Source organism: Sinorhizobium arboris LMG 14919 (assembly GCF_000427465.1).
Classification (GTDB): Bacteria; Pseudomonadota; Alphaproteobacteria; order Rhizobiales; family Rhizobiaceae; genus Sinorhizobium; species Sinorhizobium arboris.
This window is the reverse complement of record NZ_ATYB01000008.1, coordinates 298798-325367: the sequence shown is the minus strand read 5'-3', so window position 1 is coordinate 325367 and position 26570 is coordinate 298798. Positions and strand designations below refer to the sequence as shown.

The 26570-nt window shown below is 62.1% G+C and carries 23 protein-coding genes, 1 pseudogene and 1 riboswitch; of the genes and pseudogenes, 2 read left to right on the top strand and 22 right to left on the bottom strand.

Features of this window, described 5'->3' with window-relative positions:
* Positions 1-45 precede the first annotated feature (45 nt).
* Complete coding sequence (gene exoP, locus SINAR_RS0102215) at positions 46-2406, top strand: succinoglycan biosynthesis transport protein ExoP (protein WP_027997524.1); 2361 nt, start codon at positions 46-48, stop codon at positions 2404-2406.
* Positions 2407-2455: 49 nt separating this feature from the next.
* Here the strand turns inward: exoP and SINAR_RS0102210 are convergent, their stop codons facing one another.
* Both SINAR_RS0102210 and thiD read right to left on the bottom strand, forming a co-directional pair.
* A complete protein-coding gene (locus SINAR_RS0102210; RefSeq protein ID WP_033056945.1) occupies positions 2456-2710 on the bottom strand; it encodes a hypothetical protein in 255 nt (84 codons plus the stop codon).
* A gap of 113 nt (positions 2711-2823) precedes the next feature.
* Complete coding sequence (gene thiD / locus SINAR_RS0102205) at positions 2824-3624, bottom strand: bifunctional hydroxymethylpyrimidine kinase/phosphomethylpyrimidine kinase (protein WP_027997522.1); 801 nt, start codon at positions 3622-3624, stop codon at positions 2824-2826.
* Positions 3625-3748: 124 nt separating this feature from the next.
* Positions 3749-3851: riboswitch (TPP riboswitch) on the bottom strand.
* A 213-nt stretch (positions 3852-4064) separates the two neighbouring features.
* Between thiD and SINAR_RS0102200 the strand changes: the two genes are divergently transcribed.
* Positions 4065-4724 carry a peroxiredoxin gene (locus tag SINAR_RS0102200; protein ID WP_027997521.1) on the top strand — a complete coding sequence of 220 codons (660 nt, stop codon included), beginning with the start codon at positions 4065-4067 and terminating at the stop codon, positions 4722-4724.
* 117 nt (positions 4725-4841) lie between these two features.
* Here SINAR_RS0102200 and SINAR_RS0102195 read toward each other — a convergent pair whose 3' ends face one another.
* The 20 genes and pseudogenes from SINAR_RS0102195 to SINAR_RS0102100 form a co-directional block, all read right to left on the bottom strand.
* Entirely contained in the window at positions 4842-5849 is a 1008-nt protein-coding gene (locus SINAR_RS0102195; RefSeq protein WP_027997520.1) for a serine hydrolase domain-containing protein, read from the bottom strand.
* 102 nt (positions 5850-5951) lie between these two features.
* A complete protein-coding gene (locus tag SINAR_RS0102190; protein ID WP_027997519.1) occupies positions 5952-7964 on the bottom strand; it encodes a beta-galactosidase in 2013 nt (670 codons plus the stop codon).
* A gap of 116 nt (positions 7965-8080) precedes the next feature.
* Positions 8081-9115, bottom strand: a complete 1035-nt coding sequence (locus SINAR_RS0102185) for a LacI family DNA-binding transcriptional regulator (RefSeq protein ID WP_027997518.1) — start codon at positions 9113-9115, stop codon at positions 8081-8083.
* Between the two features lie 7 nt (positions 9116-9122).
* Positions 9123-10835 (bottom strand): amylo-alpha-1,6-glucosidase, encoded by a 1713-nt coding sequence (locus SINAR_RS0102180; protein ID WP_027997517.1) that lies wholly within the window; start codon positions 10833-10835, stop codon positions 9123-9125.
* A 3-nt stretch (positions 10836-10838) separates the two neighbouring features.
* Entirely contained in the window at positions 10839-11651 is an 813-nt protein-coding gene (locus SINAR_RS0102175; protein WP_027997516.1) for a carbohydrate ABC transporter permease, read from the bottom strand.
* A complete protein-coding gene (locus SINAR_RS0102170; RefSeq protein ID WP_027997515.1) occupies positions 11644-12603 on the bottom strand; it encodes an ABC transporter permease subunit in 960 nt (319 codons plus the stop codon). Before SINAR_RS0102170 ends, SINAR_RS0102175 begins: the two co-directional genes overlap by 8 nt.
* 12 nt (positions 12604-12615) lie before the next feature.
* Positions 12616-13848 carry an ABC transporter substrate-binding protein gene (locus tag SINAR_RS0102165; RefSeq protein WP_027997514.1) on the bottom strand — a complete coding sequence of 411 codons (1233 nt, stop codon included), beginning with the start codon at positions 13846-13848 and terminating at the stop codon, positions 12616-12618.
* The gene (locus SINAR_RS0102160; protein ID WP_027997513.1) at positions 13841-15016 is read right to left on the bottom strand and encodes an ABC transporter ATP-binding protein; all 1176 of its coding nucleotides are present in this window, start codon (positions 15014-15016) and stop codon (positions 13841-13843) included. Before SINAR_RS0102160 ends, SINAR_RS0102165 begins: the two co-directional genes overlap by 8 nt.
* Before the next feature lie 380 nt (positions 15017-15396).
* Positions 15397-16065, bottom strand: a complete 669-nt coding sequence (locus SINAR_RS0102155; protein ID WP_027997512.1) for an SDR family NAD(P)-dependent oxidoreductase — start codon at positions 16063-16065, stop codon at positions 15397-15399.
* A 25-nt stretch (positions 16066-16090) separates the two neighbouring features.
* Positions 16091-17740 (bottom strand): amino acid ABC transporter permease, encoded by a 1650-nt coding sequence (locus tag SINAR_RS0102150; protein ID WP_027997511.1) that lies wholly within the window; start codon positions 17738-17740, stop codon positions 16091-16093.
* A 73-nt stretch (positions 17741-17813) separates the two neighbouring features.
* Positions 17814-18560, bottom strand: a complete 747-nt coding sequence (locus SINAR_RS0102145) for a transporter substrate-binding domain-containing protein (RefSeq protein ID WP_027997510.1) — start codon at positions 18558-18560, stop codon at positions 17814-17816.
* Between the two features lie 30 nt (positions 18561-18590).
* The gene (locus SINAR_RS0102140) at positions 18591-18878 is read right to left on the bottom strand and encodes a substrate-binding domain-containing protein (RefSeq protein ID WP_027997509.1); all 288 of its coding nucleotides are present in this window, start codon (positions 18876-18878) and stop codon (positions 18591-18593) included.
* 306 nt (positions 18879-19184) lie between these two features.
* Positions 19185-19736 carry a MaoC family dehydratase gene (locus tag SINAR_RS0102135; protein WP_027997508.1) on the bottom strand — a complete coding sequence of 184 codons (552 nt, stop codon included), beginning with the start codon at positions 19734-19736 and terminating at the stop codon, positions 19185-19187.
* Positions 19737-19823: 87 nt separating this feature from the next.
* Positions 19824-21137: a TRAP transporter large permease gene (locus SINAR_RS0102130; protein ID WP_027997507.1), complete on the bottom strand. Its 1314-nt coding sequence runs from the start codon at positions 21135-21137 to the stop codon at positions 19824-19826.
* Complete coding sequence (locus SINAR_RS0102125; RefSeq protein WP_027997506.1) at positions 21134-21646, bottom strand: TRAP transporter small permease; 513 nt, start codon at positions 21644-21646, stop codon at positions 21134-21136. Before SINAR_RS0102125 ends, SINAR_RS0102130 begins: the two co-directional genes overlap by 4 nt.
* A 103-nt stretch (positions 21647-21749) precedes the next feature.
* Positions 21750-22676 (bottom strand): annotated as a pseudogene (locus SINAR_RS01000000132960) (C4-dicarboxylate TRAP transporter substrate-binding protein).
* 432 nt (positions 22677-23108) lie between these two features.
* Positions 23109-24386 (bottom strand): L-fuconate dehydratase, encoded by a 1278-nt coding sequence (locus tag SINAR_RS0102115; protein ID WP_027997505.1) that lies wholly within the window; start codon positions 24384-24386, stop codon positions 23109-23111.
* A gap of 123 nt (positions 24387-24509) precedes the next feature.
* The gene (locus SINAR_RS0102110) at positions 24510-25355 is read right to left on the bottom strand and encodes a fumarylacetoacetate hydrolase family protein (protein ID WP_027997504.1); all 846 of its coding nucleotides are present in this window, start codon (positions 25353-25355) and stop codon (positions 24510-24512) included.
* A 22-nt stretch (positions 25356-25377) separates the two neighbouring features.
* Entirely contained in the window at positions 25378-26112 is a 735-nt protein-coding gene (locus tag SINAR_RS0102105) for an SDR family oxidoreductase (protein ID WP_027997503.1), read from the bottom strand.
* Complete coding sequence (locus SINAR_RS0102100; RefSeq protein ID WP_027997502.1) at positions 26109-26570, bottom strand: MaoC/PaaZ C-terminal domain-containing protein; 462 nt, start codon at positions 26568-26570, stop codon at positions 26109-26111. The genes SINAR_RS0102105 and SINAR_RS0102100 overlap by 4 nt, the downstream gene beginning before the upstream one ends.

Below are 26570 nucleotides of genomic sequence, written 5' to 3'. Positions count from 1 at the left end.
ACGGGCAGTCCTGCAGGACTGCCCGTACAAGGACCGGAGAAAAAGATGAACAGAACGGCCCCCATGAAACAAAGAAGCGTTCCATTGAGCAGCATCATGCCCAGCGAAGAACAGTCGGACGGCTTTATCGACCTCGACCGGCTTGTCGCCGCCGTCTATCGCCGTGCCCGGCTTGTGGCCGCATTCGTCGTGCTCTTCATTGCGCTTGGAGCCGTTTATCTTCTTTTTGCCACACCCTATTACACGTCGATGACGCAGATCCTTCTCGATGAGAATCTGTCCAAATACGCCGAAGAAGAGCCTACCCCGGTAAACAGCCAGATGCTCGATACGCAGATTGCGAGTGCGGTCGAGATTCTGAAATCAGGCGAACTGGCGCTGCGCGTTGTCGACAAGCTCAAGCTTGCTGAAAACGACACCATCCTCAATCCGCCGCGCTCCCCGGTCGACATCGTCAAGGAATGGCTGAAGACGGCAACCGGGCTCTTTTCGGGTGGCCCCGAAGTCACGCCGGAGGCGGCGCGCAACGGGCGGCGGCAGAAGGCTGCCGCGATCATACAGCAATCGCTCGCAGTCGAGCGTGTTTCGCGAAGCTCGGTCGTGGCCGTGGCCTTTCGATCGAGCGATCCTGTGCTTGCGGCGACCATCGCCCGTGGATACGCCAATGCCTATCTGACCGACCAGTTGAACGCCAATTTCGAGGCGACCGAGCGCGCATCCGTCTGGCTGCAGGAACGGCTTACGGATCTGCAGCAGCGCTCGCAGGCCGCGGCGCTTGAGGTCGCACATTTCAGGGCCGAGAACGGCCTGACGGCTGCGCGCGGCGAGTTGATGTCCGAGCAGCAAATGGCCGACCTCAACAGCCAGCTCATCGTCGCCCAGGCGGACACTGCAAGCGCGTCGGCTCGCTACAACCAGTATAAGTCGATCGTGGATCAGGGTCCGGAAAACGCGGTGAAGAACGCCACCATTTCCGCGAAGGAGGGCGACAACTCGGTCATCCGCGACCTGAGGACGCGCTATCTTGCCGTCGGCAAGCGCGAGCGGGAAGTCTCCGACAACTTCGGCGCCGACCACCCGCAAGCGGTGTCGCTCCGCACGGAGCAGGAGGATGTCGCGCGGCAGATCTACCAGGAACTGCAGCAGCTCACTGCAAGCTACAGGAATGAATACGAGGTCGCCCAGTCGCGCGAGGAATCGCTCAGGAAGAGCATCCAGGGCATTGCCGGCAAGACCTCCGACGCGAGCGAGCAACTCGTGCAATTGAGGGAGCTCGAACAAAAGGCGGCGGCTCTGAAGACGCTCTATGAGTCGTATCTCGGCCGCTACGAACAGGCGACGCAGCAGCAATCCTTCCCGATCGCGAAGGCACGGGTCATCTCCGAGGCTGGCGTGCCGGTGTCGCCGTCGAGCCCCAAGAAAACCATGACCCTCGCTCTTTCGGCCGTGCTCGGCATGATGGTGGGCGGCGCTTACGCGGCGTTCCTCGAATTCCGCGAACGGACATTCCGTCTGGAGGGTGACGTGCGCTCGATCCTCGGCCATCGCTCGCTCGGCTACGTCCCGCTTCTTGGAACGCGCATGAAGAAGAAAGCGCAACTTGTCCATGCGCATTTCGGTTCGGTGAAGAGACCCGACGAAGCGGTGGACAGTACGATGCCGTTTCAACGCCTTTCGCGCATCGTCGTGGATGCGCCGCGGTCCACCTTCGCGGAGACATTCCGCAACGCCAAGCTTGCCTGCGACCAGATGCTGTCCGGCAGCGAGAGCCGCGTGATCGCCATAGCATCCGCCCTTCCGGATGAGGGAAAATCGATCGTTGCTGCAAACTTCGCCGCACTTCTGGCGGCAAGCGGCAAGCGGACCCTGCTCATCGATGCCGATATACGCAAGCCGGGACTGACGCAGATGATCACGCCCGCCCCCCGCACCGGTCTCGTCGAAACTCTGACCGGAGAAGCAAGCTGGCCCGCCGGTATCAAGGTAGACCAGCGCACCAAGCTCGCTATCCTTCCAGCCGGTGGCGCTTCGCATCAACGACATCAGAGCAACGAACTGCTCGCCTCCCCGGCCATGGCGAACCTCATCGAAAACGCGCGCAACGCCTTCGACTATGTCGTGGTCGATCTTGCTGCGCTCGCACCTGTCGTCGACGCCAAGGCCTTCGCGCCGCTGGCCGACGGCATCCTGTTCGTAGTCGAGTGGGGCATGACGCCTTCGCGGCTCGTACGCGATCTGCTCAACTCGGAACCGCTGATCAACTCGAAGGTGCTGGGCGTCATCCTCAACAAGACGGATATGAACGAGCTCGGCAAATACAGCGACTTCGACGGGGCGGAGAAATACCGTCACCGCTACGGCAAGTATTACATCGAGAATACGGTCACGGAAAACACCGCCGCTTGAGGCAAACGCGGCCGCGCCGCTTGTGGGCGCGGCCATTCGCTCCGTACCGTCAGGCCTTGCGGCGATCGAGACCCATGATCCAACCGGCTGCCATCAATGCAATGACCGCCGTCAGGGCCATGAGTGCCAGCGCATAGAAGAGCGAAAACTCGATCAGCGACGGCAGGATCGAAAGAGCACGCCGCGCCCTGCTTGGCGACCGCCGCCAATCCGGCAGGTCGTCACGGTTGAAAGCCTCAAGCCGGCGGATAAGAAAGTGCATATCGCGAGAACCGATTGCCAATCGCAGCCATGTTGAAAGCATGTTGCTGAAGAACAGTGGCTAGAGCGAGGCACCTGGAGCACTTCCAGAAAAAGTGTGTAACGGTTTGCCGTTGGAAGATAGGTCCTATCAAAGTCTTAGACCCTGATGCCGCCTTACTCCTCCCACCACCGATGGAAGTGATGGACGGGTCCGCGACCCTGCCCGATCTCCAGGCGATCGGCTGCGGAAATTGCGGCATGCAGATAGGACTTCGCAGCGCTCACCGCTTCAACCAGCGGCATGCCTTTCGCAAGGCCCGCGGCAATGGCTGCCGAAAGCGTGCAGCCGGTGCCGTGGTCGTTGCGCGTCTCGATCCGCGCAGCGGGTAGGCGGACAAGAGTATCTCCGTCGAAGAAGAGGTCCGTGGCCTCCGGATTCTCCAGGTGCCCGCCCTTGACCAGAACCGAGTGTGCGCCTGCCCGCAGGATCGCTTCCGCCTGGCGCGCCATTTCGGCCTCGTCCTCGGCGACCGCGCGCCCCGTCATGAGCGCGGCCTCCGCAAGATTGGGTGTAACGACGAGCGCCAGCGGCAATAGCTCTTCGATGAGCGCCGCGACGGCATCCGGGCGAAGCAGCGCATCGCCGGAAGTCGCCACCATGACCGGATCCACGACGGCCCGTTTCCCGAACCGGCGCAGTCCGTCGGCAATGGCGGCGATGGTTTCCCGACGCGAGACCATGCCGATCTTGACGGCGCTCACGTCGAGGTCGGAGAAAACCGCGTCTATCTGCGCGGACACGATTTCGGCGGAAACATCCTCGACGGCCGTCACACCCCTGGTGTTCTGGGCCGTGATTGCGGTGATGACGCTGGCGCCGTAGACGCCGAGCGCCGAAAAGCTTTTGAGGTCCGCCTGGATGCCGGCTCCGCCGCCCGAGTCCGAGCCGGCGATGGTGAGGGCAATCGCCGTCATGCGCCGCCCTCCTTCGCACGGATGATGCTTGCGTTGGGTAGTGCGGCAATGGACGTCATCGATCGATCTCCAGACGGGCTCATCACGGAGATCCAGGAAAGGCGATGAAAAGGCGAACTTGCCGCTGGCGGCCTTCTTCCGTTCCTACGCCGGCATGACCCGGATCAGGTTCAAGGGTCCGGCTCAACGCCATCTCAGCACCGTCTGGTGCTCCCCTCGGAATGCGTCATCTATGCGGCTGCGGCAGGGCGATGTCAACGCGTCCGCGAAAGACTTGTAAGACCTTTCCTTTTACGCCGGCCGGCAAAAAATATCGCGCCGATTGACAAGCTATGATGCTGTCATTCCTCCTGCCGCCGTCAATCGTTCGTTTCCTCCTCGAAAACGGCGACGATTGCGCTATTCTTAGCGAAATTTTTTGAGCTGAAAGGGAACAAGCCATGAGCCTGCGCATCAATGACACCGCCCCTGATTTCACCGCCGAGACGACACGGGGTCCGATCAATTTCCATGAATGGATCGGCGACGGCTGGGCTGTCCTCTTCTCCCATCCCAAGAATTTCACCCCGGTCTGCACGACGGAACTCGGCGCCATGGCCGGAATCGAACCGGAGTTTCGCAAGCGCGGCGTCAAAATCATCGGCATCTCCGTCGATCCGGTCGAAAGCCATACCAAATGGAAGAACGACATCAAGATCGCGACCGGCTTCGACGTCGATTATCCGCTGATCGGCGACCGCGATCTGAAGGTGGCAAAGCTTTACGACATGCTGCCGGCCGGCGCCGGAGACACGTCCGAGGGCCGCACCCCGGCGGACAACGCCACCGTGCGTTCGGTCTACGTCATCGGTCCCGACAAGAAGATCAAGCTGATCCTCACCTATCCGATGACAACCGGCCGTAACTTCAACGAGATCCTGCGCGCGATCGACTCGATCCAGCTCACTGCCAAGCATCAGGTTGCGACGCCCGCCAATTGGCAGCAGGGCGAGGACGTCATCATCACGGCGGCAGTTTCCAACGAGGACGCCATTCAGCGTTTCGGCTCTTTCGACACCGTGCTCCCGTATCTCCGGAAGACGAAACAGCCAACGGCATAGGATGCCGCGAGACCTCGGCCAGGTCCTTTGAGCGCGCTAAACAATGAGGTTTTGCGCGCCCTTATTGTATCTTCTTGATGCATCTCATTAGCAGCGGCAGAGCAGGACCATGCCGCCTCAATCCGCTTTGACGGCGGAGATGATTTCCGCCAGGACCCCATGCAAGGCGTCGCGATAGCCGTTGCGTGCCGAGGGGCCGCTTTCATCCGACGTCATAACCACAGTCAGGTTCAGGGACGGCACGATATAGAGCATCTGGCCGCCATAGCCCCATGCGTAATACACATCCTCGTCGCCGATCCGGCGCGTGAACCAGCCATACCCATAGCCGTCGCCGGTAAAGCGGGACTCCGTGCGCGGCCGCCAGGAAAGCTCGACCCAATCGGCCGGGACGACCTGCAGTCCGTCTGCGGTGCGGCCCCGGTTGCGGTAGAGTTCGCCGAAGGCAAGCAGCGATCGCGCGCTCATCGCCATCTGGTTGCCGCCGAGATAGATGCCCTGGGGATCGCGATCCCATGACCCGATTCGGAAACCCTCGACCGGACCAAGCCATTCGCGTGCTAGCGCCAGTGTCGGCTTGCCGCCCACTTTGGTCAGTATTGCCGAGAGCAGATGCGTCGAGGCGGTCGAATAGAGCATCCGGCCTCCGGGCTCGTCGTCGAAAGGCTGTGCCAGCGCGAAACGGACCCAGTTGCGGCTCGAAACCCAGCGTCCGTAATTCGGTCCCGACATCCGCCCCAGTCCCGCCTGCATCGACAGGAGGTTGCCGATGGTAATGTCGTTGATCCGCGGGTCGGCCTGCGACGGAAGATCCTCCTTCAGGAGCGGCGCGATCTTCTGCTCCGGGCCGTCGAGCAGACCCTTGCCGATCGCGATGCCCACAAGGGCGGACACGATCGATTTCGATGCCGACTTGATGTTGGCCGACTCCGAGGGCGTGTGGCCGCGATACCCGTTCTCGGCGATCGTCTCCCCGTCCCTGGCGACGATGACGGTCTTCAGCGGCTTCAGGTCGTCCCTCGTCGCCAGTCTCGTCAGCAAGGTGGTGACGGCCGACTGATCCTGCCCGGCTGCCGCCGAGTGGAAACCGAAGAGCGCAAGGAACGCAATAACGAGCATAGTCATGCGTTCGACCTAGGGCGAATGGGACGACAAGTCATCAAGTGCAATCCAGGCTCACGACGATGTGACCTCGCCGAAAGGTCGGCTACGTCGAAGCTCCGGGGTTCATTCCGTCCAGATCGCAACATCGACGGGTTTCAGCGTGCGTCCCCCCACATAGAACTCGGCCGCGGCGCCCGCGGGTACCTCCGCGGCGACCCGGCCGAAATTGAAGGCGAAACGGAGATTGCCGCGGCGCGTTACGCGAAGATCGCCGAGATCGGGCAGGCTTTCCAGCCCAGCCCAGCCGAGCGCATCCCCGATCACCTTGTTGAGCAATGCGCCATTGGCCGCAACCGCCAGATAGCGTGCCTTATCGTTGCCGACGAGCGCCGGCGCGCCGTTGCGATACTCCCCGTCGAAGCTTGCGAGAACGGTCTCCTTCGTCCTGACCGTCTCGCGCCAGCCGCCCGCCTCATAGGCCTCATTGCCATAGAGAACGGTCTCGCTGTGAAACTCCGGCAGCGATTCGACCCGTGTGACGCTGATATCGATGAGCTTCGCCAGAGGCCCTGGCGGCAGCCTTTCGGGAATATGCATCTCCTTCGTCTTGCTGCCGCTGCGCGCACCGAAGACCACCTTGGCTTGCGACCCCGCGAGCCGCTCGACGAAAGTCTCCTCGGCGATCACGAGATCCGGCGCAAGGATCAGCTTATATCCGTCGATATCGGAGTGCTGGCCTATGAAATCCACATCGACGCCGAGACGCGCCGCCGTCGAATACCAATCGAGCGCAACCGCCGAGCCGGAGTAGCTCCGCCCCTGGGGCAGAACGCGTGTCGCCCAGCGCGATTCGTAGTCGAGAAGGATCGCGACCTGTGCTTTGCCGCGCACCTCTCCCGCGGGCAGGCGCTTCATCTCCGCGACGACCTCGGCCACTTCAAGATAGCCCTGATCCGCCTCGCTGTTTGGAAGAAGGAGGCCCGCGTGGAACTGCTCCTGCGCGAACGGTGCCTGACGCCAGCGGAAATAGGAGACCACGTCCGCCCCGTGGGCGTAGGCGAGCCACGTCCAGAGCCGGACCATGCCGTCGGCCGGCGCCTGGTTGTGCGCCGCCCAGTTCACCGGCCCCGGCTGCTGCTCCATGACCCAGATGCGGCCGCGGCCGACGGCGCGGTAGAGATCGTGGTTGAAGGCCGGCTGGTCGGGGTCCCCGACCCGGAGATAATGCTCCTTGTCCTTCGCTGCGAGGCGTCCGTTGAGCAGGCCGCCCATCGGATAGACGTCCCAGGAGGCGATGTCGATGTCCTCGCCCACCCTGTAATGATCGAAATCGGTGTTCTGCGACATGAAGTTGTGCGTCACCGGACGGCCGGGCGAATGCGCCCGGAGGATGTCGACCTGGGCCTTGTTGAAGCTCTTCACCTGATCGGAAGAGAAGCGGATAAAATCCACCCCATGGGTCGGGCTTGGCTCCTCCACGAGATTGTTCGGCAGATCGATTTCCTCGAAGCTGTTGTAGCTCATCGACCAGAACGACGTGCCCCAGGCGCGGTTCAGTTCCTCGATCGAACCATAGCGCTCGGCCAGCCACAGTCGGAACGCCCTGACCGCTTCGGCGGAATAGCTGTAGATCGTATCATGGTCGCCATATTCGTTGTCCGTCTGCCAGGCATGGACATAGATGTGTTCGCCATAGCGGCGCGCCATCGCTTCGGTGATGCGCGCCGCCTCGGAGCGGTAACGCCGGCTCGAGAAGCAATAGTGCCGTCGCGCGCCGAAATTGCGCACCGCCCCCGTGGCGTCCACCGGCAGGATCTCGGGGTAGCGGTCCACGAGCCATTTCGGCGGAGCCGCCGTCGGCGTGCCGAGGATGACCTTGAGGCCGGCCTTGCCCAGGACGTCGATCGCCTCGTCCAGCCATTCCCAATGAAATTCGCCCGGCCGCGGCTCTATCTTCGCCCAGGCGAATTCGCCTATGCGAACCCAGGAGAGCCCAAGCTCGACCATTCGCCGGGCGTCTTCCGCCCATTTCCCGCGCGGCCATTGTTCCGGGTAGTAGCACACGCCGAGTTCAAGCCGGTCAGGCGTCCGAAAGTCGGAGTTGAAGTGATTGGGGCTCGTCAGCGGCATGTGCAAGGTAAAGTCCTTTGTCGTATTCCGATTGTCGGCGGAGAAACCGTCGCGGCATCGCGTTCCAGTGGCTGATGTAAACGTTTATATCGAGAGCCGAAGCGTTGCGGCGTACCGGCCGGTCATCTTCCCGGCCTCAGCCGGTCGTCCGAGCGCTCGATGAGATCCGGCATCAGGAGCGTCTGCAGGGCCTCGGGCGGCTCTCCCTCCATCCGCCGCAGGATGAACTTGCCGAGCAGCGCGCTCGGCTCGCCGATCGGCAGGTAGTAGCTCGTGATCGGCGGTGCGAAATACTGGCTGACGTTAAGGTCGTCGGTCGCATTGATGACGGCGTCACGCCCATGCACCAGCCCGCGCGCGTGGAAGCCGGAAAAGGCGCCGAGCGCGGTGGCTTCGTTGGCACAGATATAGGCGGTGGGCGGATCGGCAAGCGCAGACATTGTGACAACATTCTCCCGGCCGAAGGCGGGCGTAAGCCGACCATGAGCGACGAGCGCGGGATCGTAGGGCAGGCCTGCCTTTTCGAGCGCGTTGCGGTAGCTTTCCAGACGGACGACGCCGTAGGTGAACTGCTCTTTCGGATTGAGCAGCGCGATGCGCCTGTGGCCGCGTTCGATCAGCCGCGCCATGGACAGGCGGATCATCTGTGCGTTGTCGGCGTCGACATAGGCGTGCGGTGCATTGTGGATGCTCATGCCGTAGGTCACGAAGGGGAAATCCGCCTCCTGCATCAAGCGGATACGCGGATCGTCGGCGCGCGTGCCCGAGATGATGATGCCGTCGGCTTTCTTCATTGAAACGATCTGCCTGATCGTTTCCTGGCTTTCCTCGAAGTCGCGCACCGCGTAGAGCGAGACGCGATAGGGGCTTTCTTCCAGCGCCCAGGAAATACCGCTGAGGAGCTGCGCATATTCCACGCCCTCCCATTCGTTTTCCTTCGGGCCCGGCGCCGTCATGATGGCGGCAACCTGATAGGTCTTGCCGGTGCGCAGCTGCACGCCGTGAAGATTGAGCTCGTAGCCCACGCGCTCGGCGGCATCGAGCACGATGGCCCTGGTCTCCGGGCGAACCTGCGGAGAATGCTTCAGAGCCTTGGAGACCGTCGCAATCGACAGTCCCGTTTCCCGTGCTATCGTCTTTATGGTCGGTCGCTGCATGTGGGCTTCAACTCTTCACCGGTTTTTCGTCGCGGAGGGATTGCGCCAGCAGCAGATAGACCGCGGACGTCCAGGCGAATGCCCGGTCCCGAAGGCCCCTGCCCGAGCACGCGTCGAAGTTTTCGGCCATACCGTGTGCATTGGCAAGTGCACAGAACTTCTGCGCGATTTCCCGCGCCAATGCACCCTCCCCCTGGCGGCGCAGCCCATCCCACAGGAGATAGGTCGTCGGCGCCCAGACGGGTCCGCGCCAGTAGCCATCGTCCTCGTAAAAGGGGCTGCGGGGGCTCTCCGTCGCCGGGCCCCAATCGGTGATAAATGCGCCCTCGGTCAGCCGGGCGACGAGCTTCCGGCACACTGCCGCCGGCAGACGGGGCCCCAGCAGCAGCGGCATGAACTGAATCAGGCTCTCCCCGGGAAGAATTCGTTCCGGATCGGCGGCGAGGCGCGCGGCAAAAGTATTACCGGTCCAAAGCCTGCCGATGAGGAGCGCTTGAAGTTCGTCTGCTGTGCGCAACCATCGGGCCGCTTTCTCCGCATCATCCTCCAGCAGCTCGGCAAGCGCCTCGCAGGCCAGTATGAGGAAGACCGGAAGGTCGGGTGACAGAACCGGACCGCCCTCGGCAAAGAAACTTGCATTATCCCAGCCGCTGTCATTGCCATGGAAGTAGCTCGGCAGCACGCCGTCGCCGCTGCGGCCGTGGGTCAGCCAGTAGGAGACCTGCCTGCCGATCGCATCGCGAAGATAGGTCCGGCGTTCCGGCGTCAGGAAACGGGGATTTTGGCGCGCCATGCAGGATACAGCCCAGCCGTGAACGGGGGGCTTGGTGAAGGCGAAGAGCGCTTCGCGGTCGTTCACGTAGTCCGGCAGCAGGCCGGACGCGTGCTGATGATCGAAGATCGCTGCGAACTGGTCGAAGGCGAGCTCTTCGTCGAAGGCGGCCACGCCGAGTGCCGAGAAGGCATTGTCCCAGCTCCAGATATTGATCATGGCGTTTTTCGACATGTAGATCGCCGCCCGGGTCAGCATGCCTTCGGCCGGCACGGTATTCGCCCAGAGGAGATAGGCCGCGAGCCGCTGCGCTTCCTCCTGTCCGGGGACACCCGCCGGGATCGATCGATACCAGTCGCCGAACTCGGCTGTGACGGCTGCGTGTGCCTTCTCGAAGCTGTCAGGCTCTTTCGGCGGAGGGAGGGTGCGAAAGAAATCGACGCTGCCCTCGAATGTCCCCTCGCCCGAGAGCGTAAAGGAAACATCGGTGGACCGGTCCCTGTCCCATTTACCGGAAACGGCGAGGTCACCAAGTCGGGGCCGCGGAATGAATTTCACATTCTCACCCGCTGCCACGAGGCACCATTCGCCGCCGGGCGTGCGGTAGACATAATCGTAGCGCGATCCTTCGACATGGAAACGCACGCCGGCCTTTTCGCCGCGAATGTGCAACCGTTCGCCGTCTCCGATGACCAAGCGGACGATGCCTTCGCCGATCCGCGCGACAAGCTGGTCCGGCGACAGTTCGAAGCGCGCTGCCGCCGGTCGGCCTTGCCCGTCCAGGAACTCGACACGACACAGCCGTCCAAGCGAAGGACGCTCGTCGCCGCCGCTGACGCGCCTGATATAAAGCGCACGCTCGCCGTCGCGCCCGGGAACACGCATCGTCGACAGCGTCAGGAAGCGCCCCCTTCGGCTGAAAGGGACATGGTCGATATCGAACAGCATCGCCTACCCCTTAACCGAAGAGCCGACGGCTCCATCCATGATATAGCGCTGCGCCAGGAAGAAGAGGGCGAGCGGCGGCAGGCAGAGGATGACGGTGATCGCCGCGATGGAGGTGACGTCGATCTCGTGCAGGCCCTTGAACATCGAAAGCCCGAGGGTGAGCGTGTATTTCGACTGATCGTTGAGGAAGATCAATGGCCCGAGATAGTCGTTCCACGCATTCATGAAATGGAAGGTACCGACCAGTACCAGGGCCGGCAGCACCAGAGGCAGATGGATGCGCCAGTAGATGTCGAAGCTGTTCGCCCCGTCCATGCGGGCTGCTTCGTCGATCTCCATGGGTATCGTCATGATATATTGGCGAAGCAGGAACACGAAGAAGGCGTCGGCGAAATAGGCGGGCACGATCAGGGGTTTGAGCGTGTTGATCCAGCCCAGCATGTTGAACTCCATGTAGAGCGGAATCATCTTCACGTCCCAGGGTATCATCATGGTCGCGAGCAGCAGCACGAACAGGGCGTCGCGTCCGGGAAACCGGAAGCGGGCGAAGCCGAAGGCGACGAGCGAACTCGACAGAAGCTGTCCGATCGTCGAAAGGACGACGACGATCAGCGAGTTCGAGAGATAGGTGCCGAAGGGCTGCTTGTTCCAGGCGGCTGCAAAATTCTCCCAGTGCCACGCGGATGGCCAAAGCACCGGTGGGAACCGATATAGCTCCGCCGTGCTTTTGACCGCCGTCATGAAGGTCCAGTAGAATGGCGCGATGAACAGGGCCGACAGCAGGATCAGCGCCGCATAGAGGACGGTCTTACGCATCGCGGTCTCCATCGACCGGCCGGACCTCGCCCTCGTAATAGACCCATGCGGCGGACCAGCGCATGACGACGAGGCTGAGTGTCAGCACGATCACGAACATCACCCAGGAGCCCGCGGCGGCATAGCCCATGTCGAAATATTTGAAGGCGTTGTCGTAGATGTACATGGCAAAGAAATAGGTGGAGCCGAGAGGGCCGCCCTTCGTCAGCAGAAGGGCTATCGTCAGCTGCTGAAATGCGGAGATGATCGAGGTAATGAAGGTGAAGATCAGCATCGGCCCGAGCATCGGCAGCGTGATGAACAGCATCTGCGCCCAACCCGGGACGCCCGAGACGGTGGCGGCCTCATAGAGCTCTTTCGGAATGGCCTTGAGACCGGTCAGAAGGATCAGCATCGTGCCGCCGAGGCCCCAGAGGCTTGCGACGATGATGGCGACGAGGGCGAGATTGGGATCGCCCAGCCAGTTCGGCCCATCGATGCCCACGAGCGACAGCATGAAGTTCAACAGCCCGTATTCCCTGCTGTAGATCCAGCTCCAGATCGTCACAAGCGCAACGCCCGAGATCACGCTCGGCAAATAGAACACCGTGCGAAAGAAGCCGCTGGCGAAAGTCGCATGGTGCAGCAACAGCGCCAGCAGAAACGACATGACGATGTTGAACGGCACGTAGATCGCCGCGAACTTCACCGTGATCCAGAGGCTCTCCCGGAATTGCGGGTCCTCCATGAACATGGAGCGGTAATTGTCGAGTCCCACGAAGGTGCGCTCGCCGACGACGGGCCAGTCGAAAAAACTCATCGTCAGCGAGAAACAGAGCGGGCCGAGGGTGAAGAAGAGGAACCCCAATATCCATGGGGAGATGAACAGGAAGGGCGCAAGATGCCGTCCGGCGTTCGCACGCTTGCGCCGAACGACCTCCACCTTCGGTCCAGCATGGGCAGCCATGTCCATCCCCCGCACTCCTTACCTCAGCAGGCGCTTGGAGCGCTTGACCGCATCGTCGAGATGGGCCTGGGCATTGCCCTGGTCGATCATCGTCGCCTCGATGGCACGCGCCAGATTGTCCTGGATCTTGCCCCAGTTGACGTTCTTCAGATAGGCATGCCTTTCGGTGTTGGAGGTGGCGAGGATATCGAAGAAGGGTTTATAGACCGGGTCCGTCGTCATGCCTTTCTCCTCGGCCACACTCTTGCGCACCGGCAGGTCGTTGACGCGCATCGCGACCGACTCCGGCGAGGAGAAGAATCTCACGAATTCCCAGGCGAGGTCGGGATGTGCGGCATCCTTGGCGATGGAGATCGCCGAAACGCCGAGTGCCGAATGGGCGGGGCGGTCGCCGAATTTCGGCAGCGGTGCGACGCCATAGCTGAAGCCGGCGGCATCGATCTCTGCCTTGTCCCACATGGCACTCTGGAACATGGCGATCTTGCCGCCCTGGAACAGCGTGTCGCCCCCCGTTTCGTCCCCGAGGTGCAGCGTCACGGCTTCCTCTTTCCTGGCCATGTCGGCGAACATGCCCAGCACCGCGGCGGCCGCGTCGCTGTTCATGTAGCCGTCGATCTCCTTGCCGTCGTCCGAGATGTATTTCGTGCCGTTCGACCAGAGGAACTGCTCGAAATCATAGGGGTCCGGCTTGGCGTCGACGGCGAACCCGTAGACCTTGCCGGCCTCGTCGCGGAACTTGGCGGCCTTGGCGCGCAGATCGTCCCACGTCCAGCCCTCCTTCGGCTCTTCGACACCCGCCTTTGCGAACATGTCCTTGTTGTAGAAGACCACCTGGGTAGTGAAACCCGAGGGCATGCCATAGGTCTTGCCCTCGATACGCGTCGTGTTCATCAGGCCTTGCGGAAAATCGTCCGGCTTGATCTCGGCCGAATCGCGCGCGATCAGCTCATCGAGCTGCATCAGCGACGTGTAGTATTGCGGGAAGTTCCACATATACATGACATCGGGCGGATTGCCCGCGCCGAAGGCTGCGACGAGCTTCTGATCGTAACCCTCGGCATAGGGCTCGACCTGAACCTTCACACCCGGGTGCTTCTCTTCGAATTTCTTGGCGATCGCCTGCTGGATTGCGAGGCTCTCGCCGGTGTCCCAGGTCGCGAAACGCAACACCTCCTCTGCGCGCGCAGTCGCCGCGCCGGCGACCGACAGGGCCAAAAGCGATCCGATTACCGTCGTTTTCATATCAGGCATGTCTCTCCTCCAAAACCGGCGCACGCGCGCCCATTGCCTTCCCGTTACCGATAAGTGCCTTGGTCTCCGGATCGAGCCGCCTCGCGATCGCCGTGCCTTCGGCATCGAACAGATGGCAGTGCTCGGAAGGAAGGCGGAGATGAACCTGATCTCGGCTCGCGACCGGATGGGTTCCGCGCACTACGGCGGTCAGATCACCACCGCCCTCGATACGGATGTGGACGTGGCTTTCGGTGCCGAGCCGTTCGACGAGCCTTACGGTACCGGCGAGATGCGCCTCCTCCGGCGAGGTCAGTTCGAGTTTGTCGGGACGAATTCCGAGAGTGACGGGGCGGCTTCGGCCGAGGGGCGCGGAGGAAGGCGTATCGAGCGTCACCGGCCGTGACAAGCCGCCGCCGGCAAGCGTCACGCCGGCCGCGCCCTGCTCCGCGACGCCCACCGAGAGGAAGTTCATGCGCGGCGAACCGATAAAGCCTGCGACAAAGAGATTTGCCGGACGGTAGAACAGTTCGAGCGGCGTGCCGAACTGGCTGACGCGCCCCTTGTCGAGGACGACGACGCGATCGGCGAGCGTCATCGCCTCAACCTGGTCGTGCGTCACATAGATCATAGTCACGCCGAGGCGTTCGTGCAGCGCGGCAAGTTCGACGCGCATCGTCACCCTGAGACCGGCATCGAGATTGGAAAGGGGCTCGTCGAGGAGGAAGAGCTTCGGCTCGCGCACGATCGCCCGGCCGATCGCCACGCGCTGGCGCTGACCGCCGGACAGCTGGCGAGGCTTGCGATCCAGAAGCTCGCCGATTCTCAGAATTTCCGCCGCATTGTTTACGCGCCGATCGATCTCGGCGCGCTTCATGCCGTTCAGCGCAAGGCCGAACGAAAGGTTCTTGCGCACGTTCATGTGCGGATAAAGCGCGTAATTCTGGAACACCATGGCGATGTCGCGCCTGGCGGACGGCAGATCGGTGATATCGCGTTCGCCGAGGCGGATCGATCCGTCATCGAGACTCTCAAGCCCGGCAATCGAGCGCAGAAGCGTGCTCTTGCCGCATCCGGACGGCCCCAGGAAGCAGACGAACTCCCCGTCGGCGATGTCCAGATCGATGCCCTTCAGAATCTCGAGTGAGCCGAAAGCCTTGCGAAGGTTGTCGATGCGAATTGCGGCCAAACTCTCCTCCCGGCAGGCGGCCGATCAACCGCTTGCCCACCAGTTTGTTAAACGTTTTTATTACGGATAAAAACGTTTAACTTAATTGTAAAGGGAAAACTTCCGTCAGGCGACTTCTACCTGCGCCAGCACTGCGTCGGGCATCGAGGAAACGGTCCCAATCGTCCGCTGAAGGACGCAGGCGGCGTGATCTTCGCGGAAAATCGAAGACGGCTGCCTTCGGTCTTGCGATGCCGCGCTTGATAACGCCCGAAAAGTCATGAGCATTGCGCTCCAGGCACTGCACTACCGCGCGGCCTTCGGAATCGGTGCAAAACCGCAGGCGTCGCGCAGACGGGCGACGGCGAACGATCTCGCTCGCCGTCATCGTTCGACTCGCGTCACCACGATACCATTCTTCCGTCGAAGGCCCGGAAGCTGCCGCTCTCGGCGAGCCGGGCCCTTTCGATGACCGTTCTCAGGCCTGCGGCACTTTCCGCAACCGGCACGTTGGCCTGAGGACCGCCCATATCGGTTCTGACCCAGCCGGGGTGGAGCGACAGCACGGTGACACCGTACGGGCGCAGGTCCTGGGCGAGCTTGACCGTTGCCATGTTCAGCGCCGCTTTCGAGCAGCGATAGGCATAGTCCCCTTCGTCGTCGTCGAGCGTGCCCTCGGCAAGCGATCCGGCGCGGCTGCTGATATTGGCGACGATCCGATCGCCGCCGGCCAGGAGATTGCGGAGCAGCGCCCGCACGATCAGGATCGGCGCCAGGGCATTGACGCGCATGACCTCTAGGAAATCCTCGGCTTCGACGGCCGACAGTCCGCCTGTGCCGCCGCGGATTCCGGCATTGTTGATGAGGACGTCGATCGGCCGCTCGCCGAGGCTTTCGGCAAGCGCCGCCACGGACCTCGCGTCCGTAACGTCGAGTATCCGCCGCTCGATGCCGTTTTCCCCGTTCCTTGCCGAAGGTTGGCGGCCGCAGGCGATCACCCGCCAGCCGGCGGCTGCATATTGCCGTCCAAGTTCCTGACCAAGGCCCCGCGATGCGCCGGTGATCAGCACCGTGCGCGGACCTTCCTCCCCTCTCTTATCGATGCTTGATGTCATATTTCCGCTCGATCATGTTAATCAGGCTCGCCGCCGCGAGCGTCAGGAAGATGTAGAAGATGGCTGCCGAGTTATAGGGCGCAAAGGGCAGGAAGCTCGCCGACTGGAACTCGCGCATGCGCTGGGTGATGTCGCGGATCGACAGGATCGACAGGAGTGACGTGTCCTTGAGGATCGCGATCAGCTCGTTGCCGAGCGGCGGAATGATGATCCGGAACGCCTGCGGGAGGACCACCAGCCGCGCCGTCTGCCACCGGTTGAGCCCGATGCTGCGGGCCGCTTCGATCTGACCGATCGGGATAGCGTTGATGCCCGAGCGGAAGATTTCCGCCAGATAGGCGGAATAGGCAAGCGCCATGGCGACGATGCCGCGCATCAGGTTCGGCGGATCGAGCACGCCTTGCGTCGCATCCTTCAGCGCCCCGCTTAAGGGCAGGCCGACATAGAGAACGATCACCAGCATCGGAATGCCGCGGATCGTATCGACGACGAATTCCGAGCCGATCGCCAGAGGATGACGCCGGTGCAGATGGCCGCCGAAAGTGAGCAGACCGAGGATGATTGCCAGAACGGCGAAAGTGATTCCTGCGGCCCGGTCGCGATCGTTCAAAGCCGCCGTTTCCCAAAGGAGCGGCAAGCCGCCAGGTGCCGCTGCCGCTGGCAGAAGCGCCGCCGTCACCTCGTTCTTCTCCATCGCCGCGATGGCCTCGGTCGGGCCCAGAAAGGTTCGCACCGCCGCCTCTTCACCGGGCGCGCCCGGATATTGGCCAAAGCGCACCGCGCCGATGAGGCCGGACGGCGTGTTGCTGACGATCGCGACCCTGCCGTCAAGACGCCCCGCAAGCACATAGGCCGTGGGAGGCTGCAACAGGAACCAGGCGGCGGCGAGTGCCAGAGCGAGCGTCGCGAGCGCGAAGATGAGGCTGGTGCGCACCGTATAATGCAACTGAAGCAATCCGACCCAGAGGAGTCCGATGATCGCTGCGAGAAGATAGGCGGCAATGGCTGCACGAACCGTCGTCGCCACGCCGGCGGCAAAGGCGATATGCGCAAAGAAGAGGATGAACAGGAGTCCCGCACCGTTGACGGCGCCGATGCTCCACGCTCCTGCGCGGCGCAGGAGGCTTTCCGGCGCAGATGCCTTGCCGGCACCGAAGAAAAGCATGAAGCCGATCAGCGTAAGCGCGAAATAGGCCGGAAGAAGAACGGCCTCGATGCCGCGCAGGGTCGTATCCGCGGCATCCGTCAGTTGCCGAGGGCTAAGCCCCTTCACGACGAGATCGGACGTGGAGGAATCGACGGCATTGGCGAGGACCGACGCAAGGTAGGGATGAACGGCGTCGCTCAGAAGCATGATGGCCGCTGAAGCGAGATTGATCGATGCCGCAGCAAGCGACAGCCGCGGCCGCGGCGCCTTGGCTCGGGAGAAGACGAGAACGGCGACACCCGAGCCAAAGGCGACGAGCAGCGCAATGAAGCCCGGCACGAAGGCGGACGAGCCGTTCTCGACTCCGAGAATGGCTCTCAGCGAACGCTGGTAGTCTCCGGAGGAGGCGAAAAGATAGATGATGAACGGCAGCGCTGTCAGAATGATCAGATTGCTGGGCCGCACGCTTCTCAGGAACGACATTCATCCCTCCGGGGATCCTGCGCAGAACTTCGGCCCCGGAGCGCAGACCGCTCCCCGGGGTGCTCGGATGAGGTTACTTCACGCCCCAGTATTTGTTGACGAGCTGACCCAGCGTGCCGTCGTCGCGGATCATCTTCAGTCCTTCGTTGAAGGCAGCGACATTGGCATCGCCCTTGCGGAAGACGAGGCCGAGCGGATCGGATTCGAGGTCCCGGATCGCGACCACGAGTTCGCCGACGAACTCGCGTTCGTAAGCGGCAGCATTGGCCCCGTTGATGACGACGCCGTCGACGTCTTTGTTCTTGAGCGCGATGATCGCGGCGCTGAAGCTGTCATAGGCGACGACGTTTTCCTTGCCGACCACCCCTTCCGCGACCTGTGCATCGGTGGTGTTGGCCTGGGCGGAGAGCTTCTTGCCCTTCGACTTGAAGTCCTCCAGCGACACGCCCTGGTCCTCGACCCGCATCAGCACCGCCTGGCTGTTGACGATGTAGGAATCGGAGAAGTCCATGGCCTTCTTGCGTTCCTCGGTAATCGACACGCCCGAGGCAACGAGATCGAAGTTGCCCTGATCGAGCGCTGCGAAAATGCCGTCCCAACCGGTGGTCACGAATTCCGCCTGACAATTGATCTTGGCGCAGATCGCATTTACCACATCGATATCGAAACCGACGATCTGGCCGGTCGCGGGATCGATGCTCTCCATCGGCGGAGAGGTCGTGTCCGAGCCGACCTTCAGCAGCTTCCCGCCGAGATCGGCGGCCGAGGCGCCGCCCGAGACGAGGGCCGCTATCGTGAGTGCAATCATCAATTTTTTCACGTTGTTCTCCTCCGTTGTGAAAGTTGTTTCTCAAGCACTTTGAGGTAGCCGCCCGCCGAGATTGTCGGGCTGTCTTTCGATCAGCGCCGGCCTGAAAACCTGTTTCAACGCCCGGGCATCCTCCCCCGCCATTCGCCGCAGCAGGAACTCCCCAAGGGTTCGCCCGAGAACCTCGATGGGCTGATAGAAGGTGGTGATCGGCGGGGTGAAATAGGCGCTGACATTGATGTCGTCATAGGCGACCACGTCGACATCGACGCCGATCCGCCGTCCGCGCGAGCCCAGGCCCGAAAGCACGCCGAGCGTGGTCGGTCGCAATCGAATAGCCCGTAGCCTCGGCCAAAGCCTTGATCCCTGGCCGTGCGCGCGGCACTTGCGTGTTTTCCATGATCGGCCTCCCGACGAAAGCCGTATCAGCTGATAAAAACGATTTCAACGAAAATATAAACGTTTTTATTCCGTGTTCGCATGAGTACATGCGATTGGCGGAATATGTCGGCGGACGGAATTGAGGATAATGCCTGCGCCAGGATGCACGATGGCGCAACAGGCTGCCCAAAACGAGCTCATGTCGATTGCGACGACGCCGGCAAGCGGAAGCTCGTTTTCTTCGATTTCTGTTCTCTACTTCTCGGTCTTGCCGGCGAAATCCGCCGGGTTCTTGTATTTCACCGTTTGCAGATGCTCGCAGTAGAGCACCAGTTCACCCTCGTTCTTGAAGACCTGGTAGCTGGCGCGAACGAGCCCGAGGTCTTTGTAGCGTGGTGCTTTTTCCATGTTGGTCCTGATCGTGTAGATCGTGTCGCCAATGAAGACCGGCTTTATGAACCGCAGCCTGTCGTAGCCATAGGAGAAGGCATTGACGCAGTTGGTCGCGACGAGGCCGAGACCGGCCGAGAACACGAAGGCGCCGGCAACGAGGCGACGGCCGAAAATGCCTTCCCGCTCCGCAAACATCTGATCCTGGACATAAGGATGGATGTCGACGACCAGGGTATTGAAGAGGTGGCTATCGCTCTCGCCGATCGTCCGGCGTAACGACCGGATGCGCTGACCGACGGGCCAATCCTCGTAGAACCAGTTTTCGGCGTTCCAGACCGGCAAAGCGGCATGGTCTTCCGGCATGTCGGCGGGACGTGTCGAAGAAACTCCGACAGTGGGCGTGAACTCATCCATGATCAGTACCTGCGTAAGAAGGCCGGGACTACCGGAGCCGTTTCCGACCTCTGCGCCACCATGGCGCAGAGATCGTATTTCGTCGCGCTATTGGACCGCGCTCGTCCCATAGACCAGGTTCGGCAGCCAAAGCGACAACTGCGGGAACGTGCTCAGCATGACGAGAATGACCATCATCATCGCCAAGTAAGGCAGCACCTCGCGGGCATAGGCCATCATCGGTACCTTCAGCACCATGGACGAAATATACATCAGTCCCCCGACCGGCGGCGTGATGCCGGCGATGGTCAGGTTCGTGATGAAAACGACGCCGAAATGCACACGGTCGATACCGACACCGTCGATGATCGGGATCAGCATCGGCGTAAGGATGATCAGTGCCGCCGACCCCTCGATCGCCGTGCCGATGACGATCAGCAGGACGTTGATGAGGAGCAGCATCAGGAGCGGATTGTCGGTGGCTTCGCCGAGCCAACCGGACATGGCCTGCGGCACCTGCTCCCAGGCGAGATAGAAACCGAGGGCTGCCGCCGCGCAGATCATGATCATCACCACGGCCGAATCGCGAACGGCCTCGGCAAGAACCTCCGGGATCTGGCGGAAGGTGAACTCGCGGTAACCGAACACCGCGACGAAGAGCACATAGACGACGACCACCGCACCGGCTTCGGTGGTGGTGAAGAGACCGTATCGCGTACCGGCGAAGATCACCACCGGGATCGACAGCGCCCAGAGCCCGTCGATCAGCGCCCGGATGCCCTCTGCGCGGGTGGCGCGCTCCTTGCGCAACGGCTCGTAGCCACGCTTGCGGGCGATGAAATAGGTGGTGACCATGAGCCCCGTCGCCAGCACGAGACCAGGCATCACACCCGCCGCGAAGAGCCGGCCGATGGACGTCTCCGCCAGAAAGCCATAGACGATAAGGCCGATCGACGGCGGAATGAGGCTCGTGATGATCGCTGCCGACGATGTGATGACCGCGGCGAAGGCGCGGCTGTAGCCCCGTTGCGACATCTCGATGCCGAGCGTCTTGGCGAGCATCGCCGCATCGGCATTGGCAGATGCGGTCAGTCCGCCGAGCAAGGTGCCGAGCACGGTGCACATCTGCGCCAGCGCGCCCGTCATGTGGCCGACCAGCACGTCTGCGAGCGCCAAAAGACGCCGGGTGATGCCTGACGCATTCATGATGCAGCCGGCAAGAACGAACAGGGGCAGCGCCAACAGGGAAACTGATTGACTGCCCTCCGCCATTTCCTGCGCGAAATTGGCGAGCGGGATCATGTCCATATTGATGAGGAAGAAGGCGAATGCTCCGATCGCCATGGCCCAGGTGATCGGCGTCGACAGCAAAAGCAGGACGACGACGAGAAGCGAGGGACCGGCCAGATGGAACAGGGTCATATCAGCGATTCCAAATTGCGATGCGGACGGATGGCCCAGGGTCTCTCGACGATCAGATGCTGGACGAACATCCCGGCTGAAGCGAGCGCCAGAGGCGCATAGGACAGGCTGCGCGACAGATCGAGTGCGATCGTATGCACATTGCGGGAGGTCCAGGCCTGCCAGGCAAAGAGGATGGTCATGACGATGAAGAAGAGCGCAAGCAGCACATAGTTGAACCAGGCGACGGCTTTCCGCCAGCTGTCCGGGAGAGCCGCAACGAGCACGTCGATTGCTGCGTGCGTGCCGAGGCGGACGCCGGCGACGGCACCGAAGAAGACCAGATAGGCGAAGGCCATCATCGCCAGTTCATAGGTCCAGGCGGCCGGCTGCGGGAAGACATATCGGCTGACGACCCCCCAGAGGATCGAAAAGACGATGACGAGGAGCGCTGCGACGCCAATAGCCTCATCGGCGCGGCGCAGGCTGATGAGAGGAATCGTCTCCTCCGGCGAGCGTGAGATTTCCATGGTGTCTCGAACTTCCGAGGGGCTGAACCGAACCCGCTTCGATCAGCACCCGTTGGCATTGCGCCGCGACCGCGCCGGCAAAGACGCGGTCGCGTCGATCCTGTTACTCTGCCATCGCTTTTTGCACTTGATCGTAGATGCCGGGGGTGATGTTCGGCACCTTGTCATAGGCGGCACGCGAGGCCTCGATGAACGCCGGGACGTCGACATCGGTGACGATCTCGACGCCGGAGTCGGCGAGCTGCTTTGCATAGGCACCGTCCGTTTCCAGCGTCATCTGCGTCAGTTCCCTGGCAATGGTCTCCCCTTCCTCCAGGAGGATCTTCTGCAGGTCTTCGGGCAGGCTGTCGAAGAACTGGCTGGAGGCCACTCAGGCCGTGAACATGATCTGGTGACCGGTCTTCGAAATGACCTTGCGGGTCTCGTTCAGCTTCGCCCCTGCGATCGAGCCGAATGGGCCCTCGGCCGCGTCGACGACGCCGGTCTGAAGCGCATTGTAAACGTCGCCCCACGGCAATTCCGTCGGCCTGGCGCCGTAATTGCCGAAGGTCGCCATCATGATCGGCGAAGAGGGCACGCGAATGGTGACGCCGGCCAGGTCCGCCGGCGAGCGGACCGGTTTGTTGGCGATGATATGCCGGTAGCCGAAGAGACCGTTCGGCATGATGATCTTGATGCCCCGCGCCTCCAGCTTACCGGAAAGGTCTCTGTAGAAATCCGAAGCGAAGAGACGGTCCGTCGCCGCCAGATCCGGATAGACATAGGGACCGGCGAGGATCGAGAGATCCGGAACGAACTGGCCGAGCTGACCGTAATCGGTGGCGCTGAGCAGGCTTGCGCCGCTCATTACCATCTCGTTGACTTTTTTTTGCGCACCGAGCTGATCGCCCGTCATGACGGTAATGGCGATGCGTCCGCCGGAACGCTCACCAACACGCTCGGCATAGGTTTTCATGGCTTTGATGATCGGCTCGTTCGGATTCACCTGCGAGGTCGAAAACCGCAGGCTGTATTCCTGCGCGTTGGCCATGCCGCAGAGAGACAATGCAGCCATTGCAGCCGCAGCGATCAAGGTCTTCATGCTGTCCTCCCTTTTCCGGACTCCGCCTCCGGACTTTCACAAGTTTGAATAATATATTCACAAATGAACGAATGGCGTCAAGCGGTGGCGGCTCGATTCCCGCCCAGAAAACCGCGCACACCTTCCTGATCCCGCTCTAGGAGCACTGCGCGAAGCGCCGGGGAGGCTCGTGGCTGGACCCCGGGGTCAAGTCCGGGTCAAGCCCGAGGATGGCGAATGTTGATGATCTGCATTGCGCGCGGTTAGAGCAGCCGCACCATTATCGGAACGCCGCTTCTCGCCACTCTTGGGTCGCACCGGTTGCCGGCCCCACGACTCCTCCGTCGTCCTCCTCGGGCTTGACCCGAGGACCCGCGCGTAAGTCGTCAAAAGATGGAGTGTTCAGCCGCGAAACGTATAGTCTTCGATCGATTGCGGCTTCATCTCGATCGAAAAGCCGGGCCGCTCGGGCGGCATGTAAGCGGCGTTCTCGATCACGCACGGATCCAGGAAGTGTTCGTGCAAGTGGTCGACATATTCGATCACCCGCCCGTCTTTGGTACCGGAAACGGCAACGTAATCGATCATGGAAAGGTGTTGCACATATTCGCAGAGGCCGACGCCGCCGGCATGCGGCCAGACGGGCAATCCGTATTTGGCGGCGATCAGGAGCACCGCCAGCACCTCGTTCAGCCCGCCCATGCGGCAGGAATCGATCTGCACGATGTCGATCGCGCCCTCGGCGATGAACTGTTTGAACATGATCCGGTTCTGGCACATCTCTCCGGTCGCGACTTTGACCGGCGCGATCGCTTCGCGGATCTTGCGGTGCCCGGCAACATCGTCCGGGCTCGTCGGTTCCTCGATGAAGAAGGGCTTGGCGAAGGCTAGCTTTCGCACCCAATCGATCGCCTCGCCCACTTCCCAGACCTGGTTCGCGTCGATCATCAGATACCTGTCGGGACCGATCACTTCGCGGGCGATCTTCAGCCGGCGGATGTCGTCGTCGAGGTCACGCCCGACCTTCATCTTGATGTGGTTGAAGCCTGCGTCGACCGCCTCCTGCGCAAGCCGCCGGAGCTTTTCGTCGTCATAGCCGAGCCAGCCGGCAGAAGTCGTGTAGCAGGGGTAGCCATCCTTCTCGAGCGTGGCAATGCGATCAGCCTTGCCGGGCTCGGCCCGCCGCAGGATCTCGACCGCCTCGTCCCGGGTGAGAACATCCGTCAAGTAGCGGTAGTCGACGATGTCGGCGATCTCTTCCGCCGGCATCTCGGCGACGAGACGCCACACGGGCTTGCCGGCCTCCTTTGCGAGGAGATCCCAGACGGCGTTGACGATGGCACCGGTCGCAAGATGAATCGCACCCTTCTCGGGGCCGATCCAGCGCAACTGGCTGTCGCTCGTCAGGTGCCGCCAGAAGCGGCCGGGATGTTTCACGATCTCCTCAAGGTCCTGACCGACGACGAGATGCCGCATGGCCTCGATCGCCATGCAGCAGATGTCGTTGCCGCGCCCGATGGTGAAGGTGAGGCCGTGACCCGCCAGCCCCGGTCGATCCGTGTCGAGGATGACGTAAGCCGCCGAATAGTCCGGATCCGGGTTCATGGCATCCGAACCGTCGAGGCTCGCCGAGGTCGGAAAGCGAAGGTCGAAGACGCGAAGGTCGGTGATGCGGGTCATGTTTTGCTCCAATAGACCTGCAGCGCCGCGCGCCCTTTCGGACGCGCGAAGATCGCTGTGGCACTTCGATACTGCTTTTTCCGCCCTTCAGTCGGATAGGACCGAAGGAACCGTTCGATCAGCTCAGGCGTCGGCGCGAACGCGCTGCTTCTGGCTGCCGAGGCCCTCTATGCCAAGTTCGACGACGTCGCCGGCCTTCAGATAGCGCGGCGGCTTCATGCCCATGCCGACGCCCGGCGGCGTGCCGGTCGAGATGATATCACCGGGGCGCAGCGACATGAACTGCGAGAGATAAGAGACGAGATAGGCGGCGCCGTAGACCATCGTCTTGGTCGAGCCGTCCTGCATCGTCTCGCCGTTGACCTTCAGCCACATTGCGAGATTCTGCGGGTCCGCCACCTCGTCCTTGGTGACGAGCCACGGTCCGGTCGGTCCGAAGGTGTCGCAGGACTTGCCCTTCGTCCACTGACCGTGACGCTCCGTCTGGAAAGCGCGCTCGGAGACATCGTGGACCGTGCAATAGCCGGCGACGTAGTCGAGTGCCTCGGCGTCGCTCACATATTTGGCGGTCTTTCCGATCACGATGCCGAGTTCCACTTCCCAGTCGGTCTTTTCCGAACCGCGCGGCAGGACCAGATCGTCGTTCGGCCCGACGATCGCGGAGGTCGCCTTCATGAAGATGATCGGCTCCGGCGGCACGGTCGCGCCCGTCTCGGCGGCGTGATCGGAATAGTTGAGGCCGATGCAGATGAACTTGCCGGTACCGCCGACGCAGGGCCCAAGCCTCGGATTACCGGACACGGCAGGCAGCACCCCGACATCGAGCTTCGCGAGTTCGTCAAGCTTGCTGGGGTCGAGCGCGTCGGCGGAGAGATCGGGCACGTGGCCGGAAAGATCGCGGATGATGCCGTCGGATCCGAGAAGACCCGGCTTTTCCTGGCCCGGTTCGCCGTAACGAAGAAATTTCATGTGCTTTTCCCTGATTGAACGTTCAAATGGTCCAGCCGCCGTCAATGGCGTAGGCTTGGCCGGAGGTGTAGGTGGCGCCGGCGAGATAGACGGCAAGGTCGGCGATCTCTTCGGGCGTGCCGAGACGGCCCATCGGCTGGCGGGAGATGAAGGCCGCACGCGCCGTTTCGTAGTCTCCCTGTGCCCGCATGCGGCTTTCGAGTGACGGACTTTCGACCGTTCCCGGGCAGATCGCATTACAGCGAATGCCGTCGCCCACATAATCCGCGGCAACGGCTTTCGTCAGCCCGATGACGGCTGCCTTGGTCACCCCATAGGCGAAGCGGTTCGGCACGCCTTTGATGCTGGAGGCCACCGAGGCCATATTGATGATCGATCCGTCCTTGCGTGCGATCATCCCGGGCAGCACCGCGCGGATGGTGCGGATCATCGACTTGACGTTGAGGTCGAAGGCGAAATCGAGGTCCGCGTCCTTCATCGCGAGCACCGAGCCTGCATGCACGAAGCCGGCACAATTGAAGAGCACGTCCACCGGGCCGATCTCTGCGACCAGCGCCTCGACCGCAGTGGTGTCGAGGACATCGAGCCGATGGGTGCTGATGCCGGCCTCACCATCAAGGCTGGCAAGAGCATCCGTGTTGATATCCGTCGCGTGGACCTTAGCGCCTTCCCTTGCGAAGGCGAGTGCGGTTGCGCGTCCGATCCCCTGCGCCGCGGCTGTAACGAGGACGACCTTTCCGGCAAGCTTCGCTGTCATTGGATGGATCCCTCAAATTTGCGTTCGACGATTAGAATGTGATCGGCGGCAAGAACGACCTCGCCGCGCTGGTTGATGACCTCGCACCGCTCGATGACCCGGCCGGCCCTCGGGCGCTTCGGATCGTCTTCCTTGGCGGCGATGGTGACGCGGGTGCGGATCGTATCGCCGATATGGACGGGGCGGACGAATCGCAGACGGTCGTAACCGTAAGAGAAGGCGACGGGGTTGATCAAGGAGGCGGTGAGCCCGACACCGATCGAGAAGATCATCGTGCCGTGGGCAATGCGCTGACCGCCGGGGAGCGTTTTGGCAAACTCCGCGTCCATGTGGTGCGGGAAGAAATCACCCGTATGCCCGGCATGCACGACGAAGTCCGTTTCCGTAATCGTGCGCCCGCTCGTCAGCCGCACATGGCCCTGTTCGTAGTCCTCGTAATAGATCGTCTGCTCGCTCAT